The organism is Vibrio sp. 05-20-BW147, assembly GCF_013369385.1.
Taxonomy (GTDB): Bacteria; Pseudomonadota; Gammaproteobacteria; order Enterobacterales; family Vibrionaceae; genus Vibrio; species Vibrio floridensis.
Genome location: NZ_SZTO01000007.1, coordinates 146,930 through 163,395 on the forward strand (window position 1 = coordinate 146,930; position 16,466 = coordinate 163,395).

The window sequence follows — 16,466 nt, forward strand, 5'->3', positions numbered from 1 at the left end:
GAAAATACACTTATGTCTGCTGCTAGCTTTTTTCGTCTCGTCTGCCTTGCTGCTATTTGGGGAAGTTCATTCCTATTTATGCGCATCGCAGCTCACAGTTTTGGTCCTGCGTATCTCATTGAGCTTCGTGTGTTGTTTGCGGCCATCAGTTTACTGCTGGTCTCCCTCTACCTGCGCAAACACATCCGTGCGTTGCTCAGTCATCCAAAACACTTTTTTATCATTGGCCTGTTCAATACGGCATTGCCTTTTCTGTGCTTTGCCTACGCAGCGCAAACCTTGAATGCCTCTACGCTGGCGGTACTCAACTCGACCGCGGCAATTTGGGGCACTGTGATTGGTTTTTTCTGGCATAAAACCCCCATTTCCACCAAAGGGGTGATCGGCTTGATGTTAGGGGTGACTGGGGTGGTGGTGCTCGTGGGTTGGGATGCCATCAATCTTGGTCAGCAAGCCGCACTGCCTATCACTGCTGGCGTCATGGCCGCATGTTGCTACGGCATAGCAACAAACTACACCAAAGGAGCGCCACAAGTGCCGGCCATCGCCAATGCACATGGCAGTATGTGGGCTGCCGTGCTGATTGTGTTGCCTTTGCTGCCTTTTGTTCCGATGAATGCGATGCCAACCTCGATTGAGTGGCTCTCAGTCTTTGCGCTTGGCATTTTGTGCACGGGCATTGCTTACTTGATGTATTTTCGTCTGATCAGTGAAATTGGCCCTGCGTCGGCCTTGTCTGTGACTTTTTTGATCCCGGTATTTGGCATCCTCTGGGGATATTTAATCCTCAATGAACCTATTGGTATCAATACCTTAGCTGGTACTGTTTTGGTTTTGAGTGGCACCATGATGGTGACGGGCTTTTCGCTACGCTCTGCGCTTTCATCTCCGCAAGCAAAACAATCATAGTTTTGTATGGTTTTGTCATGAATCATTGAAATTAAACAGCGTTCAATTAGGATCAAGGCCCTGTTCCTTGTTCCTTTTTGAGCTGTTGAAATGAAAAAAACGTTATTGCTATTCCTCCTTCCTTTTGTTCTGACTGCCTGCTCTTCGATGAGCCCTGAAGAATGTCGTAGCGCCAATTGGCAACAAATTGGCTATTTAGATGGGCAAAATGGCGTCAATCCCACGGTGATCAGTGACTATGTAAAAGATTGTCGTGATGCGGGTGTTTACCCAGATCAAGAGATGTGGCAGCGTGGCTTTGAGCAAGGCACCGTACTCTACTGCTCAGCAGATAACGGCTACCGCGTCGGTAAGCAAGGCCGCGAATACTACGGCGTGTGCAACAACGAACGTTTTCTCGAAAACTATCAGAAAGGTTATCAAGATTATCTGGTTCAAAAGCGACTCAATGAGATCAACAAAGAAATCAGCGATATTGATACACAACTGCGTATGCTCAAAAACGATAACGAAAACAAACAGCAGAGAAAAACGCTGGAAAGTCGACGTAAAGAGCTCATTCGCGAACGTACATCACTGATTGTGCCAACGCGTTCTTACAATCTGAAGTTTTCGTTTTGAGCATAACGGGCTCAAGCGCGAAACATTAGGTTGATAGTGCTGCACGAGATGAAAGTTTGATGAATTTTTCAAACTTCTTACATACAGACGTTGCAATGCCTCGTTGAACTGGGCACTCTCAAGCAGAAGCAACCTCTCGTATTCTGGAATAATAAATATGAATATCATCAAACCGTTAACATGCATTTTGGCAATGAGTATCAGCGGCTTGGCAACTGCTGCTGTTACCCTACATGTACCGGATGACGTCACTCTGTTTGTCGCCAACGGGCAAAAAGCCAAGCTCTCTGGCAGCCTATTTGCCTCTTCAAAAACCATTGAATTGCCAAATGGTGAAAACCAAATCGTCTTTCAATACGAACCCTACTTCAGCCAAGGTAATGATCGTATTGGCGTCGAGAGTAACGTGATCATCGCGAAATTTTCAGCCACCGATACCGATCTCAACTTCGAGCTGCCAAAGTATCGTGATCACCGTGCTGCAGAGCAGGAAATCAAACAAATGCAGTGGCAGTTGGTCGATGAACAAGGCGCAGCTGTGACCAAATCTGAAGACAAACTGGTGAAATCCGGCATGCAGATTGGTCGAGACTATGCGCGTGAAGCAGCAGATTACAACCAAACTGGCGGTATCGCGGCAATCGGTACAGCGGTGTCAGTGGCCACAATCAAGACTGAGCCAGTGGCAAACGTTGAAACCAAAGTGAAGGCGGGAGATAACACCGCAGAAGAGATGCTGCACTTCTGGTATGACAAAGCCGATGAGGCCACCAAAGCGCGTTTTAAAGCCTACATCAATCAATAACACGCAAAATGGCTTAAGCAAGTAGGAGGTGTTCATCACCTCCTCTTCTCACCTAACCTTGCCATCCATGCACAACCACTCTACCCTCTCTCCCGATCTTTTTAGCCTTCGTTGCTCGCCGTTGATTTCGAACGACCAATACCTAAGCTTCTTCCATCAGCATTGTTTTTATTTGCTCTTTACTGAAAGCTCAGCACCACCACTTCGGTCTTATCCAGACTAAAATAGAAAAAACAACCAAATGAGAGAACGATGTCTGCATTCCCATTAACGGCCATCGCGATGATCGCGTTTGCCGCAAACTCGGTTTTTTGTCGTTTAGCACTGGCAGAACAAAGCATTGATCCGGGTAGCTTTACTTTCATTCGCTTGTTGTCAGGCGCGGTCACTTTACTGGTTATCTTATCGTTTAGCCAAGCTGGTCAAATGCGCCAACTGTTGAGCAAATCAACCTTTTTAAGCCGAACAAGTGTGCTGGCTGGTGTCGCGTTGTTTGGTTACGCCGTTGCCTTTTCCTATGCGTACGTCGGGCTCACTACCGGTACTGGTGCATTGATTCTGTTTGCGGTTGTGCAATTCAGCCTCATCGCCTTCCACCTGTTTTCTGGCCATCGCCCTTCTAAATTGGAATGGGGAGGCGTCGCTCTATCCATCAGTGGGTTTATCGTTTTAATGTCGCCTTCGGCACAAACACCCAATGCGATAGATGCGTTTATGATGGCGATAGCTGGGGTTTGCTGGGCGATTTTTACCTTATTGGGCAAACAGGCACAATCGCCCACACAAGCCATCGCTCAAGGCTTTAGCTTTGCATCCTTACTGGCACTGCTGTGTGGTTTTTGGCTACTGAATGTCTCATCCGTATCCGTCAATGGCATTGTTTGGGCTTTGCTTTCTGGCGTGTTAGCGTCTGGGATTGGTTATGTGGTGTGGTATATGGCAGTGAAATCGTTATCGGTGCTGCAAGCGTCCATTGCACAACTCTCTGTCCCTGTGATTGCGATGGCTGCTGGGGTGATTTGGTTAAATGAACCGCTGACTATCGTGAGCACTGTCGCCAGCGCACTCGTGCTTGGCGGCATTGCACTGATTTTTACCAGTAACGCTCAAAAATAATGTTTCCCCCGGTTTGACGACGGTATTTTTCCAAACCCAAGTTTTGCAGCGCCGCAGAGGTGTCTTTAATCATTTCAGGATTACCACACAACATGGCAAAACTGGTTTTGGCTGACATCTCCATGCCAAGGTGATGGAACAGTATCCCAGAAGAGAGCAATGCCGGAATTCGACCATGTAACGTGTTCGGTACTTGCTCTCTCGACACGATGGGCACGTAAACTAAACGGCCACCATACAGCTCTTTCAACTGCTCAATCAGATAGCGATAAACAAGATCTTTTTCATATCGTACGCAATGGACCAAGATGATGCGATCACAACGAGGTTGATGGGTAATGTCATCGAGGAGCGAAAGAAAAGGACCAATGCCAGTCCCTGTGGCAAAAAGCCAGAGGTCTTCGGTGGTTTTGGGAATGATGTCGGAAGTGAGATCACCATGAGCGCTTTTGCCCACGTAAATCTCATCCCCAGTTTTGAGCGATTGCAATTTCGGTGTGAGTTTTCCTTGCGGGTGAGAGACGATCAAAAACTCCAACCAATCATTCAGCACCGAAGGGGCATTGACCAGAGAATAGGCACGGCTCACCATTTGGCCTTGCTCATCCAGCAAAGCCAGCTTGGTAAATTGACCCGCTTTAAAATCCAAATGCGTGCCAGTAACACGTAGGCTAAAAAGCTCCCCCGTCCAATCGGTGCGCTTTTCTACCACGGCCTTCGCAAAATCTCGATGTTCAGTGATTTTCAGTTCAGCCATATCTACCTCTCACTCTGACACGGTTATGCAAAAAGTAACCGCCACATCTCTTTAAGTAAAGTGGAAACACCACAACAAACAACAATTTTTAATCATTTTATTTACAAAACGTTAAATGCATCATTACACACTCTATTAATAAAATTTAGAATAAAGACTCAAAACAGCTATCAAGGTCACGGAATCACAACGATATGGAATTACTACTGCAAGATTTTCCGGTTGTTACTGAAATCAACGTCGCTTGGGGGGAAATGGATGCCCTACAACACATCAATAACGTGGTGTATTTTCGCTATTTCGAAACAGCACGGATTGAATATTTCAATAAAATCAATCTAATGGATGAAATTAAGCGCAATCAGATTGGTCCGGTACTCAGCGAAACCCAGTGCCGATATCGTATTCCGGTGACGTTTCCGGATACGCTATTGATTGGTTCTCGCGTCAGTGAGGTAAGGGAAGACCGTTTCACCATGGAGTATCAAGTGGTCAGCAAAAAGATGGGTAAAGTCACCACCACAGGCAGTGCAACCGTCGTCATGTTCGATTTTAAAAACCAATGCAAAACACAGCTACCCGCCGTATTGCGCGATGCCATTTTCAGTATCGAAGCTAAAAAGGCATAACGCTTACAATGACTTACAGACAAACCATCAATGGTTTCGCTACACTTCTTTTCAAGCGGTTTGTTACCCAGCCGTTTTGATGACGAAAACGCATTAACGCCCGTTGCCCCAATAGAGTGGCAGCAAACAGAAGCCACGCTTGAACGGCGGGTAATGATGCTCTCTTCTTTTGTATGCCTCTTCTCGATTGGATGAGGCATTTTTTTTATCAATACGCTATAGTCATACCCCATTATTCGCCGTTCACTTCAATGCATGAAAGCGCTCAACGATCTCAATATTTTTGTGGAAACCGCTCGACAAGGTAGCTTCTCGCAGGCCGCCAATAGTCTTGATCTCACCCCAGCTGCGGTCAGTGCCGCCATCAAAAGACTAGAAGAGCAAGTCGGTTTTCCCTTGTTTGTTCGTTCAACACGAAGCTTGCGCTTAACCAGCGACGGCGCGTTATTTTTGCAAAAAACCACCGCAGCATTGAGTTTGCTCCAAGATGGCCTAGACGAAATCAACAGCGCGCGAGGCGAGTTAGCTGGGCAACTCTACATCACCGCTCCTTCGGATTTTGGTCGCAATATGCTGCTGGAGTGGATTGACGAATTCATCGAACAACACCCTCGAGTGACCATCAAACTCGACCTCTCCGATAGCCTGACCGATATGTACTCCAAACCTGTCGATCTGGCGATTCGCTATGGAGAACCCGCAGACTCCAATCTGGTTGCCATTCCTCTTTGTCGTTCCAATGAGCGCATTTTGTGCGCCTCTCCCGATTATTTAGCCAGTCAGCCCCCCATCTTGCATCCAAGCGATTTACTGCAACACAACTGCCTGTGCTATATGGTGTCTGGGGCGATTTACAACAAATGGACATTGCATTTCGAAGGGCAAAGTGAGCATGTTCTGGTCAGTGGCAATCCAACCACCAATGACAGTGAAGTCGTGCATCGACAGGCATTGAAAGGCAAAGGGGTCGCCAACAAATCGCTGATGGACGTCAGCCAAGATATTTTGGAAGGTAAATTGGTACGCATTTTACCAGAATGGGATGGCGGCTCGGTGCCGATTTACATGATGTGCACGGATCGCCGAGCGCTCACGCCGTTAATGCGGCAGTTTCAGGAATTCGTCCAACAAAAATGCTGCCAGCAGCGCAAGGCAGTACTGGCAGCCATTGAACTCTGCGACTATTCAGGCGACGAAGGTTAATGGGCGAAGGTGCAAGTATTCCAGTAATTCTTCCTCTTCAATACGGTCTTTAAACCGTTGAAAATGCTCACTGGCGATGTGTCTATCTAGGCTCTGCTGTGAGCACCAGATTTCCTGCATTAAAAACAGCCCCTCAATTTGGTTGTCCACAAACAGCTCATACTGGCAACAGCCTTGTTCCTGACGCGTCGGCTCCAAGAGCGATTGCAGCAAGCCGCATACCTCGTCAACGTGATCCGCATGCGCTTTTATTTCAGCAATTAAATGGATCATCATGCGTTACCTATCGTTAGATTTCGGTAAAAACGGTCTCTGCTGACCAACGTGATTTTGGCAGCTTAGCATTAAAATCGTCTTCGCTATGGTAACCCAGCGGCACAATCACCACGCTGGTAAAGCCCTTCTCACGCAGACCAAACTCCTCATCAAGCACCTTGGCATCGAAGCCTTCAATTGGCACCGCGTCGATCTCCATCGCAGAGGCACCTAATAGCAGCGTCCCCACATTGAGGTAAACTTGCTTTTCCATCCAGTGATGCGCGTCTTTCAAGTCAAAGCGGTGCATGTTGACGAAAAATGAACGGCCAGCATGCATGCCATTTTTTGCTTCGACATCGGCAAAGCGGCCATCTTTGTCTTCGCTTTCCAAAAGGTCGAGTAGGTACGCTTCATCAATCGCCGTTTTGGCGCAGAACACCACAACGTGAGAGGCATCCAAAATCTTGCGCTCATTGAAAGCAAAACCACCTTGTGTTGCTTTGGCGATGCGCGCTTTTCCTTCTTCACTGCTCGCGACAATAAAATGCCAAGGTTGCGAGTTGACACTGGACGCACTCATGCGGATTAACTCTTTCACTGCCGCGACTTTCTCTTCAGGCAATTTGCGCGAAGCATCAAAGGCTTTGGTGGAGTAGCGGGATTGGGCAGCTTGAACAATAGTCATATTTTTCTCCGATAAAATGGCGGTAATAGGTTAAGACTCAATGTTGTTGTGAGTACTGTAAGCGTTTGAAGCACAGTGAAAAACCATCAAGCAGTGAATTCTTTTTCAAATTTTTTTTGAAAATACGTCAAACCACAGACTCCGTAAGCAAGTCGAAGCTGACACACATCAGACATCGAGCACGATTAAACTGGGCAGCGATTTCCGTTATACTCCCGCCACTATGGCTGTTGTCAGTCAGGACACTCTACAAGGAAAGAAACCATGCCCTCGCTCCCTCATTACGTCCATCAAGGATTAAAATTTGTCCCTCATTTTTTTACCGTTCCGCTTGATTATGATGATCCGTCCAAAGGCACCATTGAGATCTTCGCGCGAGAAGTGAATCAACATAGCGACAATGCAGCAAACAAACCTTGGCTGGTCTATTTTCAGGGCGGTCCTGGTTTTCCTGCGGGGAGGCCGATGGGCAACAGTGGCTGGATAAAACGAGCACTGCAGCAATACCGCGTCTTGTTGCTTGATCAGCGTGGGACAGGAAACAGTAGCGTCATCAGCCACCAGACTCTTGCTCATCTCACGCCTGAGCAGCAATCGGACTACCTCAGCCTGTTTCGCGCCGACAATATCGTGCGTGATGCGGAGTTTATTCGCCTGCAGTTTGGCGTCGATAAATGGGCAATTCTCGGCCAGAGTTTTGGTGGTTTTTGCTCCCTGACCTATCTTTCCCTGTATCCAGATAGCTTGCTGCAAAGTTATATCACTGGTGGTGTGCCTTCTCTCTCTCGTCATCCCGATGAGGTTTATCAGGCGACGTTCAAGCGTACGATGGACAAAAACCAAGCCTTTTTCGCGCAATTTCCCCACGCGCAAGCACTATGCCAGCGCATTGCAGATCATCTGCTGGAAAACGACGAGTATCTGCCAAACGGACAGCGTTTTACGGTTGAACAGTTTCAACAGCTTGGCATTCATTTCGGCATGAGTGACACCTTTCTTTCAACCTATTACCTGTTGGAAAACGCCTTTATCGAGCTCAATGGTCAAACCGTGCTGCGCTACGAATTTTTGCATCAAATGCTGCAGCAGCAATCTTTCCACACCAACCCGATTTACGCGCTATTACACGAATCCATTTATTGCCAAGGCTTTGCCTCTCAATGGAGTGCGCATCGTGTGCGCCAATCACTTGAAGCGTTTAATTATCAAAAAGGCAAAGCGTTTTATTTCACTGGCGAAATGGTGTTTCCTTGGATGTTTGAACAATACTCGACCCTACAGCCTCTCAAACAAGCGGCTGAATTGTTAGCGGCAAAAGTGGATTGGACGCCACTCTATGACGCAGAGCAACTGGCGCAAAACCGCGTCCCTGTGAGTTGTGCGGTCTACGCGGACGATATGTTTGTTGAAATGGATTTTAGCCGTGAAACCTTGGCCTTAATACCCAACGCCAAAGCCTGGATCACCAATGAGTATGAACACAACGGCCTGCGTGCGGATGGAGAACGTATTCTTGATGCGCTGATCGCCATGGGTGAACAAACTTTGGCGAATCAGCATTCATTGTAAACAGCGTTTTGACTTGGACTATGCTAGAATGCAGCCCTTTGCATTCTAGCTACCTTTATTCGTTTGAGATTTACTATGTCCTTTACTCAACTCGGTTTGTGTGCATCGCTCACTGACGCCCTTGATACCCTTGGCTACCCAAAACCCACTCGCATTCAAACCCAAGCCATTCCTGTCATTCTCGAAGGCCAAGATTTGATTGCTGCGGCGCAAACGGGGACAGGTAAAACCGCCAGTTTTGTTCTGCCAATGCTTGAGAAATTGCGTCATGGTCAAACACAAAAGAAAAAGCGTATTCGCGCCCTTATTTTGGTTCCAACACGCGAACTGGCGATCCAAGTCGACGAAAAAATTAAGCAGTATGGACAAAACCTAGCACTTCGCTCATTGGCCATGTTCGGTGGCGTTGACGAAAAAGCACAAAAACAAGCCTTAATTGAAGGTTTAGATATTCTTGTCGCCACGCCAGGACGACTGCTGGATATGTACGGTCAACGCGCCGTCTATTTCGAAGAAATCGAGATGTTAGTGCTTGATGAAGCCGATCGCATGCTCGATATGGGCTTTATTGATGACATCAATAAGATCCTCGATCGCTTGCCTGAAAACATTCAGCATTTGCTGTTCTCTGCCACCCTCTCGAATAAAGTGCGTGATCTGGCCAAAAGCGCCATTCACAATCCGTTCGAGATCAGCATTGCGGCGAATCAAGCCTCAAAGTCGAACATCGAACAGTGGATCATTACCGTAGACAAAGACCAAAAATCGGCCTTGCTCAGTCACTTGATCACAGAAAATCAGTGGGATCAAACCTTGATTTTTATTGAGACCAAACATGGAGCCGCCAAGCTGGCCTCTCAGTTGGAAAAACGAGGCATCGTGGCCGAAGCGTTTCACAGTGGCCGCAGCCAAGCGGTGCGAGAGCAACTGCTGGAAGATTTTAAAGCGGGAAAAATCAAATACTTGGTATCAACGGGTGTGGCTGCTCGTGGTATCGATATTGAAGCACTCCCACGCGTGGTGAACTACGACTTGCCTTTCCCTGCCGATGAATATGTCCACCGAATTGGCCGTACCGGTCGTGCCAATGCCAAGGGCGAAGCGATTTCATTGGTTTCAAAGGATAACTTCAAAAACCTATGCATGATTGAGAGCCGTCTCGGACACTTGCTTGAGCGCCGAGAAGTGGAAGGATTCACACCAAAGAAAGCGGTGCCCATTTCTATTTTGAATTATGTGCCTAAACACAAAAGAGAACCAAGACAGGCCTAGTCGCTAAGACCCTTGCCTATCATCGCTTGAGCGACGCTTCCCGCGAGCCGTTCAAGCGATGAACTCCATCTTATTTCGTCATTGCTTCACCTTCACACAATAAGCTTGCCAACCACACGGCGCGAAAAACATCTCAGATGTCGATTAACCCCGCTTTTCATCCGTTTTTAACTTGTTGATTTCGTACTACACTGCTTGAGAACTCAATTCGTCAAATAAGGACAATAACATGATCGCTCAAGGCCAAACTTTACCTAACGCTACATTGAGCCAACTGACCAAAGAGGGAATGGTCCACCACCCTGTTTTAGAGCTGTTTGCTGGCAAAAAAGTCGTGCTTTTCGCCGTACCTGGGGCGTTCACCCCAACCTGTTCAGAAGCACATTTACCGGGTTATATCGTACTGGCCGATCAACTTAAGGCGAAAGGCGTCGATCTGATTGCCTGCGTTTCTGTCAACGATGCGTTTGTGATGAAAGCCTGGGGTGAAGCACAAAATGCGGAAGAAATTCTGATGTTGGCGGATGGCGACGCGAGCTTTACCAAAGCACTTGGCTTGGAAATGGATACCGCTGGTTTTGGTGGCCTTCGCTCTCAACGCTACGCGATGATTATCGACAATGGCGTGGTCACAACCCTCAATGTGGAAGCGCCTAAATCATTTGAAGTGAGTAACGCTGAAACGATTCTTGCAGCGCTTTAAGCCGCATAAGTCCAAAACAAAACGCAAGCTCTGACGCTTGCGTTTTTTTCTGGTTGCTCATCGGTAGCTAACGATTACTCGGCGATTACACCGTCATCACCACACGCGCTGCCAGCAAAATCAGCACCACGCCTGACAGGCGATCGATCAACTGTGCTTTGGAGCGAATTTTGTCCACCACTTTTGAGCTCGATAACACCAAGGTGATAAAGGTATACCAGAGGCCATCAACGATAAATGGCGTCGCTACGATAATCACTTGATTACTCAACTCATTCCCCAGCGCAACAAACTGGCTAAACAGTGCGATGAAAAACAGCGCGATTTTCGGACTGAGAATAGAAATCAAAAAGCCTTCTTTGGCCGACTGCAAAACTGTCGTTTGCTCCCCCGATTCCAACTTGGCCGCCACACCGCCTTTAGAGCGCAACGCGTTGTAACCCAAGTAGGCTAAATAGCCCGCACCTGCGTAACTAATGGTTTTGAACAAGAGTGGGGATTGCTGTAACACCACCGCCAAACCAATTAAGGTCACGAAAGCGTATATCCCAATGCCAAAAGCGTGTGCCCAACTGGTGGCCAAACCATTCGCTCGCCCACCCGCTAACGCATGCTTAGCGACAATCGCTAAACTTGGCCCCGGCGACATCGCGCCCAAAATGCAGATCGTAAAAAGTGATAACCAAACTGTGAATGTCATAATCTTCTCCTGTGATGATTCACAGTAAGCCAATATTTAAATGAACTGAAATCAAACTTAATCATGATCGCCATGATTTGAAATCATACCGATTGAATACTCGCAACTCAGCATGACGCGGGTGACCTTTTCTCGTACCCATCGATGGGCTGAGTCATGATCGTATTTGGGATGCCACATTAGCCAATATTGATGAATTTCCGTGTCAAACGGCAATGGATAATGGCAAATAGGTTGGCTCTTCGCCAAGTTCACTGCGATATGCTCAGGCACCACCATCATGTAATCGCTTTGAATCAGGACGTTAACCGCAGCGGAAAAGAAAGGCACTTGTAATGCAATGTGACGCGTTTTGCCCAACTTTCTTAATACACTATCGGTCGCGGAGTCCTTGTCACCGCCGCCAGTCACTTTAATGTGCGAGTAGCGCAGCATGTCTTCCAAGCTCAACGCCGCTTTGCCTGACAGCGGATGGCCTTGACGCATCACACACACCGAGTAGTCTTCGCCGATTTTCGTGTAAGAAAGCTCTTTGGGAGGAGAGGGCAACATGGTCGATGCCAGATGAATACCCGTGTCGAGCAAGCTGTCTAAATATTGTGGCTGCCAAAGCCGGTAGGACAATGTCAGACGCGGGGCCTGCTCTATCAGAACGCGAGAGAGCGTCGGTACAATGAACTGCGCAACATAATCGCTCGACGAAAGCACCAATTGCCCCTGCCAGTCTTGCGGGTTAAATGCCTGATGATCAAAGAGATGTTCAAACTCACTCAGTAACTGCACTAATTTAGGCCGTAACGCTTCGGCATGTGGCGTAGCAACAAGTCGGTTACCTTCTCTGACCAACAGAGGGTCAGAGCACAGCTCTCGTAACTGGGCCAACTGCCGACTCATCGCAGACTGTGTAATGTGTAATCTGTCGGCCGCTCGGCTAACATGACACTCTTCGAGCAACACGAGCAAAGAACGCAGTAAATTGAGATTGATGTTGTTGAGCATAATCAGGACACTTTGGTGGTATTAAAGAACTCCGTCAGTACCGTATGAGTAATAACGTGTTTCAGTTCTGGGAAGGCTTGTAACTGCTCTCTGATCTGGTTCAGCCGTGTCATGGTCGTCACCTCCACATAGAGCATCATGTCCGTTTCACCACTGATCGCGTGGCACCATTTCACCCCATCGATAAGATAAATTTCCTTGGCATACGCTTCGCAATGATGGCTCGAAGCCGAAGTATCAAACTTCAACGCCAGATAGGCGGCGATTTTTTCGCTGGCCTTCTCCTGCGCGATATCGGCGTGGTAACCCAAGATCACCCCATCACTTTCCAACTTTTTGATTCTGGCCGTCACGGCAGAACGCGACAGATTGACCGCCTTCGCCATGTCAGTCACCGAGCTACGCGCATCGTTTCTCAGTATGGTGAGGAGTTGTTTATCAAATTTATCCATTTCTTCTCTGTGGTTAGCGTCCCTAATCTCTCTCCCATTCTACTCACAACGCTCAATTAGTGAAGCAATGAAAATCAATTTGACTCTGCTTGCCCTAACCGTCACTTTGACGGCAATTAACAACAAAAGCGTCAAAATGTCGGTGCGCAACATCACTTTGCTAGCTGCCATTTTCTGCAAAAGTCGATATGCTTGGTTAACGCTTTCATTCTCATAATTATTCATTTTCTATGGAAGCGGCACAGGGAGCGTGTCATGAGTGAACTCAAACAAGAAATTACACTGTTGTCAGGAATTGGCCAGTTATCCACCACCTTGATGGGAACCGGATTGTTTATGATCCCCGCCATCGCCGCTAGTATTGCCGGTCAATATTCCCTCTGGGCTTGGTTGTTTCTGTTTGTGCTTATTTGCCCTGTGGCCCTCACCTTTGCTCAACTTGGCAAACGCTACCCCAACGCCGGTGGTACGGCTTATTTTGTTCGCCAAGCGTTTGATAAACGCTTAGAAAGCGCGGTGGCATGGCTGTTTGTTTCAGTGATTCCCGTCGGGGTTCCCGCTGCGATTGCGCTCGCCGCTGGCTTTTTGCAGCAGTTACTGCCTAGCGCGCTCAATCACGCCTTGATGGCTCAGTTGATCACCGTTGCGTTATTAGTGGCGGTCAACTTGCTCGGCGCACGCTCTTCCGGACACTTACAAACGCTGATTGCTCTGGCTATCTTCACGCTTGTTGGCGCTTTCTTATGGCGCGGGGAAGTCAGTGTCGAGGATTTGCACATGCCCATTCTTACCAGCGACTCGCTCCTGCCTATTGGCGCAGCACTGGCGGTGATGTTTTGGTGCTTTGTCGGCATCGAAGCCTTTGCTCATATGGGGGAAGAGTTTAAAAATCCACAACGCGATTTTCCCATCGCCATCGTCATTGGTTGTTTTGTCGCTGGTGTGACGTACTGGGCATGCTCGGTGGTGATACTCAAATTTGGCGCTTACGGTAGTGCTGAGTTTGACAGTGCTTCGATCCCTTGGCTAAGTGAGCAACTGTTTGGTACGCAAGTCAAAACTCTGATCAGCGTGATTGGCTTTTCGGCCTGTTTTGCCAGCATCAATCTCTATACCCAAAGCCTCTCACGCATGATCTGGGCGCAAGCGAGAGAACATAATCCGAGTGGAAAAATGGCAAAAATTTCCCGTCGCGGTGTGCCCATCAACGCAACCTTAGTGGTGGGGTTGGTTTTGGCACTCGCCTGTCTTGTTGGCGAAATCTCTGGGCTCGATTTAGAGTTTTTCCTCAAATTGGCCAACAGCGTTTTTGTCTTAGTCTATCTGCTTGCTATGCTGGCCGCCTTCAAACTGCTCAATGGCCATGCTAAGTGGCTTGCCGGTGTCTCATTGATACTCTGCTCGTTGGTGTTTGTTTGTCTTGGTTGGTCAATGCTGTATGCACTGAGCGTTTTTGCTCTGTTTTTTCTACAAGCGAAAAAGCAAATGAACAAGGCTGAGTCGGTTTAACTCAGCCAATAAGTTACGCGATCGGATAGCTAGTCACCGCGCTACCTTGAATGTGGGTGATGGTTTGGGGTGCAATCACTTGCCAGCGACACTGGCCGTCCAATGGTTCCGACGCGAGGATGATCGAATCTTGGCAATCTTGAATAAACACCGTCGGTGGGTCGCCTGCCGAAGCGTATCTTACCACCCAAAACTCGTCACCGTTTGAGATGCACATCGACGCTTTAAACGGCTCTGTGATCGATTTTTCCTGCATGATTTGATTCACTTCGTCAATCGTCTGTCGAATGGCGTTTAAGGGATCATGCTGAAGCCCATTTTTCATCATCAACAAAAAGATCAACTCGCTGTCAGTGGTTCCGCGACGTTTGAGATAAATGACTTCAGGCAGTAATCGCTCTAAAGCAAACTTCACCGCAGCAAACTGACCTATCTGACCATTGTGCAAAAACATCCATTGCTCGAGGATAAATGGGTGGCAGTTGGAGCGGGATACCGAAGTGCCTGTCGATGAACGGACGTGCGCCATAAAGCGATGAGAGCGAATGTGATGCGCTAATGAACGCAGATTTTCATCCCCCCAAGCGGGAAGCACCTCATGGAATTGACCTGGCGTTGCCCGCTCGGTATACCAACCTAAACCAAAACCATCGGCATTGACGCGGGTGACCGCTTTTCTTGCTTCAAGACTCTGATGCACCAATGAATGTTCTGGCTCATAAACCAGTTTGTCGAGATAGATAGGCTCTCCTTGGTAGGCCAACCAGCGACACATAAATTTGCTTCCTTATTGATGGGACGATATTTGCACAAACAAGCTTGCCAGTAGAGCGAGCTTGGCGTCAATCTCTTCCTCTGCCACATTACCAAATCCTAATACCGCGCCCTGCCAATCTCGTGGCGCGCAGGCTTCACTTTCATAATAGCTTAAAGGTCGAATCACAATGCCTTGGCTTAAAGCTGCGGCGGCCCACTGATGCTCCGAAGGCCCTTGGAACCAACGTACGGTCACATGCAGCCCTGCGGCTTGGCTGATCACTTCCAAGCGCTGAGAAAAATGACGTTCAATGCTCGCCACCATCGTTTGGTACTTCTGCGTATAGAGGCGGCGCATCTTACGGATATGACGCATTAACGCGCCATCGGCAATAAATTCCGCCAACGCAGCCTGAGTATGCGTAGGCGAATCGCCACTCAAGGCATCTTTGATTTCGCAGCCCCTATCCACCAGTTCAAGGGGCAAGACAAGGTAGCCAAGTCGCAAACCGTTAAACATGATCTTGCTAAATGAACCAATATACATAACGCGATCACTGGCACCAATTTGGCTGGCTAGCCCTTGCAAGCTGGTATAGGGGCGATGAGCAAACTGGAACTCGCTGTCATAGTCATCTTCAATGATCCAGCGCTGTTTCACTCGGGCCCACTCGATGATCTGCACTCTTTGCTCAGTACTTAAGGTGGTACCCATTGGGTATTGATTGCTCGGCGTCAGGTAGACAAAACGACATTCAGAAGCGAGCACATCGGCAACCTCAATGCCGCTTCTCACTGCGACGTTAAGGGGCTCCATCGGCATGCCCAATAAGCGGGCCACTTTGCGCATTTGGCTGTAACCCGGTTGCTCCATTAACAGTGGATCGCTTGCTTCTTTTGCGCACATCAGCGCGATGGTTAAGGCCTGCTGTGCGCCAGAGGTAATGATGATTTGCTCAGCTTGGCATTTAACAGAGCGACTCGACGCCAGGTAATCCACTAAAGCGCACCTGAGGGCGTAATCCCCTTTGACGATTTGATTGCCTAAGATGGTGCGCCGCGAATGTTGGCGTTGTACATATTTTTGCCATTCATGCAGCGGGAATTTTTCCAGATCCGGCACGCCGGGCGCAAAGGCTCGGTTGATCTTGATGGGTTCAGGTTCTGCCGCGAAGGCTGCCATGCGCTTTTCTTGGGCTGGTGAAGTCGCCATCTCTCCCAGATAGTGCTCTGGTAGCTCAACCGTAACGTAGTAGCCCGCGCCAACACGGCTTTCAATGTAACCCTCCGCACTGAGTTGTTCGTACGCCGCGATGACGGTGTTGCGGCTCACATTGAGCGCCTGAGCTAACTTACGTGTGGCAGGCAAGCGCCCCTGCTTATTCCAAAGTCCGCGCGTGATTTTTTCTCGAATGGCGTTGTAAAGATCTTGCTGTAAAACACCTGTTTTGGGCGTCAGTGTCAGATCGCCGATTTCAATCGGTAGCATGGTCAGTCCCTTTTCCAATTGGATCTAAACATAA

Annotated in this window: 19 protein-coding genes and 1 pseudogene; 12 read left to right on the plus strand and 8 right to left on the minus strand. The window is 48.3% G+C overall.

Annotation, left to right across the window (positions count from 1 at the left end; all coding sequences use genetic code 11):
- Positions 1 to 12 precede the first annotated feature (12 nt).
- The 6 genes and pseudogenes from FC652_RS08235 (at position 13) to FC652_RS20830 (ending at position 3,451) form a co-directional block, all read left to right on the plus strand.
- Positions 13 to 909: a DMT family transporter gene (locus FC652_RS08235; protein WP_176298193.1), complete on the plus strand. Its 897-nt coding sequence runs from the start codon at positions 13 to 15 to the stop codon at positions 907 to 909.
- A 90-nt stretch (positions 910 to 999) separates the two neighbouring features.
- Entirely contained in the window at positions 1,000 to 1,530 is a 531-nt protein-coding gene (locus FC652_RS08240) for a DUF2799 domain-containing protein (protein ID WP_011081865.1), read from the plus strand.
- 157 nt (positions 1,531 to 1,687) lie between these two features.
- Entirely contained in the window at positions 1,688 to 2,335 is a 648-nt protein-coding gene (locus FC652_RS08245; protein WP_176298194.1) for a DUF2057 domain-containing protein, read from the plus strand.
- Between the two features lie 252 nt (positions 2,336 to 2,587).
- Positions 2,588 to 2,998, plus strand: a pseudogene (locus FC652_RS20820) (EamA family transporter); the annotation flags it as partial.
- Positions 2,965 to 3,141, plus strand: coding sequence for a photosystem II protein PsbR (gene psbR / locus FC652_RS20825; protein ID WP_223370952.1), 177 nt, complete (start codon positions 2,965 to 2,967; stop codon positions 3,139 to 3,141). The pseudogene FC652_RS20820 and the gene psbR, both read left to right, overlap by 34 nt.
- Positions 3,092 to 3,451: a DMT family transporter gene (locus FC652_RS20830; RefSeq protein ID WP_349953743.1), complete on the plus strand. Its 360-nt coding sequence runs from the start codon at positions 3,092 to 3,094 to the stop codon at positions 3,449 to 3,451. Before psbR ends, FC652_RS20830 begins: the two co-directional genes overlap by 50 nt.
- On the opposite strand, the gene FC652_RS08255 is transcribed toward FC652_RS20830, so the two are convergent.
- Positions 3,429 to 4,208, minus strand: a complete 780-nt coding sequence (locus FC652_RS08255; RefSeq protein WP_011081868.1) for a ferredoxin--NADP reductase — start codon at positions 4,206 to 4,208, stop codon at positions 3,429 to 3,431. The two genes, FC652_RS20830 and FC652_RS08255, sit on opposite strands and share 23 nt — an antisense overlap.
- Positions 4,209 to 4,402: 194 nt before the next feature.
- On the opposite strand from FC652_RS08255, the gene FC652_RS08260 reads away from it, so the two are divergent.
- The gene (locus tag FC652_RS08260) at positions 4,403 to 4,837 is read left to right on the plus strand and encodes a thioesterase family protein (protein WP_176298195.1); all 435 of its coding nucleotides are present in this window, start codon (positions 4,403 to 4,405) and stop codon (positions 4,835 to 4,837) included.
- Positions 4,838 to 5,092: 255 nt separating this feature from the next.
- A complete protein-coding gene (locus FC652_RS08265; protein WP_011081870.1) occupies positions 5,093 to 6,040 on the plus strand; it encodes a LysR family transcriptional regulator in 948 nt (315 codons plus the stop codon).
- Here FC652_RS08265 and FC652_RS08270 read toward each other — a convergent pair.
- Positions 6,023 to 6,313 (minus strand): putative quinol monooxygenase, encoded by a 291-nt coding sequence (locus FC652_RS08270; protein ID WP_176298196.1) that lies wholly within the window; start codon positions 6,311 to 6,313, stop codon positions 6,023 to 6,025. The genes FC652_RS08265 and FC652_RS08270 overlap by 18 nt on opposite strands.
- Before the next feature lie 16 nt (positions 6,314 to 6,329).
- Positions 6,330 to 6,983, minus strand: coding sequence for an oxygen-insensitive NAD(P)H-dependent nitroreductase NfsB (locus tag FC652_RS08275; protein ID WP_011081872.1), 654 nt, complete (start codon positions 6,981 to 6,983; stop codon positions 6,330 to 6,332).
- A gap of 264 nt (positions 6,984 to 7,247) precedes the next feature.
- Between FC652_RS08275 and FC652_RS08280 the strand changes: the two genes are divergently transcribed.
- From FC652_RS08280 to FC652_RS08290, 3 genes are all read left to right on the plus strand, one after another.
- Positions 7,248 to 8,552, plus strand: a complete 1,305-nt coding sequence (locus FC652_RS08280; RefSeq protein WP_176298197.1) for an alpha/beta fold hydrolase — start codon at positions 7,248 to 7,250, stop codon at positions 8,550 to 8,552.
- A 75-nt stretch (positions 8,553 to 8,627) separates the two neighbouring features.
- On the plus strand, positions 8,628 to 9,824 hold the full coding sequence (locus FC652_RS08285; protein ID WP_176298198.1) for a DEAD/DEAH box helicase: 1,197 nt from the start codon (positions 8,628 to 8,630) through the stop codon (positions 9,822 to 9,824).
- A 229-nt stretch (positions 9,825 to 10,053) separates the two neighbouring features.
- Positions 10,054 to 10,527 carry a peroxiredoxin gene (locus tag FC652_RS08290; RefSeq protein WP_011081694.1) on the plus strand — a complete coding sequence of 158 codons (474 nt, stop codon included), beginning with the start codon at positions 10,054 to 10,056 and terminating at the stop codon, positions 10,525 to 10,527.
- Positions 10,528 to 10,612: 85 nt separating this feature from the next.
- Here the strand turns inward: FC652_RS08290 and FC652_RS08295 are convergent, their stop codons facing one another.
- The 3 genes from FC652_RS08295 to FC652_RS08305 are packed head-to-tail and all read right to left on the minus strand — an operon-like array spanning position 10,613 to position 12,678.
- A complete protein-coding gene (locus FC652_RS08295; RefSeq protein WP_026050675.1) occupies positions 10,613 to 11,227 on the minus strand; it encodes a LysE family translocator in 615 nt (204 codons plus the stop codon).
- A 57-nt stretch (positions 11,228 to 11,284) separates the two neighbouring features.
- Positions 11,285 to 12,226 (minus strand): LysR family transcriptional regulator, encoded by a 942-nt coding sequence (locus FC652_RS08300; protein ID WP_176298199.1) that lies wholly within the window; start codon positions 12,224 to 12,226, stop codon positions 11,285 to 11,287.
- A gap of 2 nt (positions 12,227 to 12,228) precedes the next feature.
- Positions 12,229 to 12,678, minus strand: a complete 450-nt coding sequence (locus FC652_RS08305) for an Lrp/AsnC family transcriptional regulator (RefSeq protein WP_172572769.1) — start codon at positions 12,676 to 12,678, stop codon at positions 12,229 to 12,231.
- A gap of 255 nt (positions 12,679 to 12,933) precedes the next feature.
- Here FC652_RS08305 and yjeH point away from each other — a divergent pair, with 255 nt between their 5' ends.
- Positions 12,934 to 14,187, plus strand: coding sequence for an L-methionine/branched-chain amino acid transporter (yjeH, locus tag FC652_RS08315; protein ID WP_176298201.1), 1,254 nt, complete (start codon positions 12,934 to 12,936; stop codon positions 14,185 to 14,187).
- 13 nt (positions 14,188 to 14,200) lie between these two features.
- On the opposite strand, the gene FC652_RS08320 is transcribed toward yjeH, so the two are convergent.
- The gene (locus tag FC652_RS08320) at positions 14,201 to 14,962 is read right to left on the minus strand and encodes a class II glutamine amidotransferase (protein WP_176298202.1); all 762 of its coding nucleotides are present in this window, start codon (positions 14,960 to 14,962) and stop codon (positions 14,201 to 14,203) included.
- Positions 14,963 to 14,974: 12 nt separating this feature from the next.
- Entirely contained in the window at positions 14,975 to 16,432 is a 1,458-nt protein-coding gene (locus FC652_RS08325) for a PLP-dependent aminotransferase family protein (RefSeq protein WP_176298203.1), read from the minus strand.
- Positions 16,433 to 16,466: the final 34 nt, after the last annotated feature.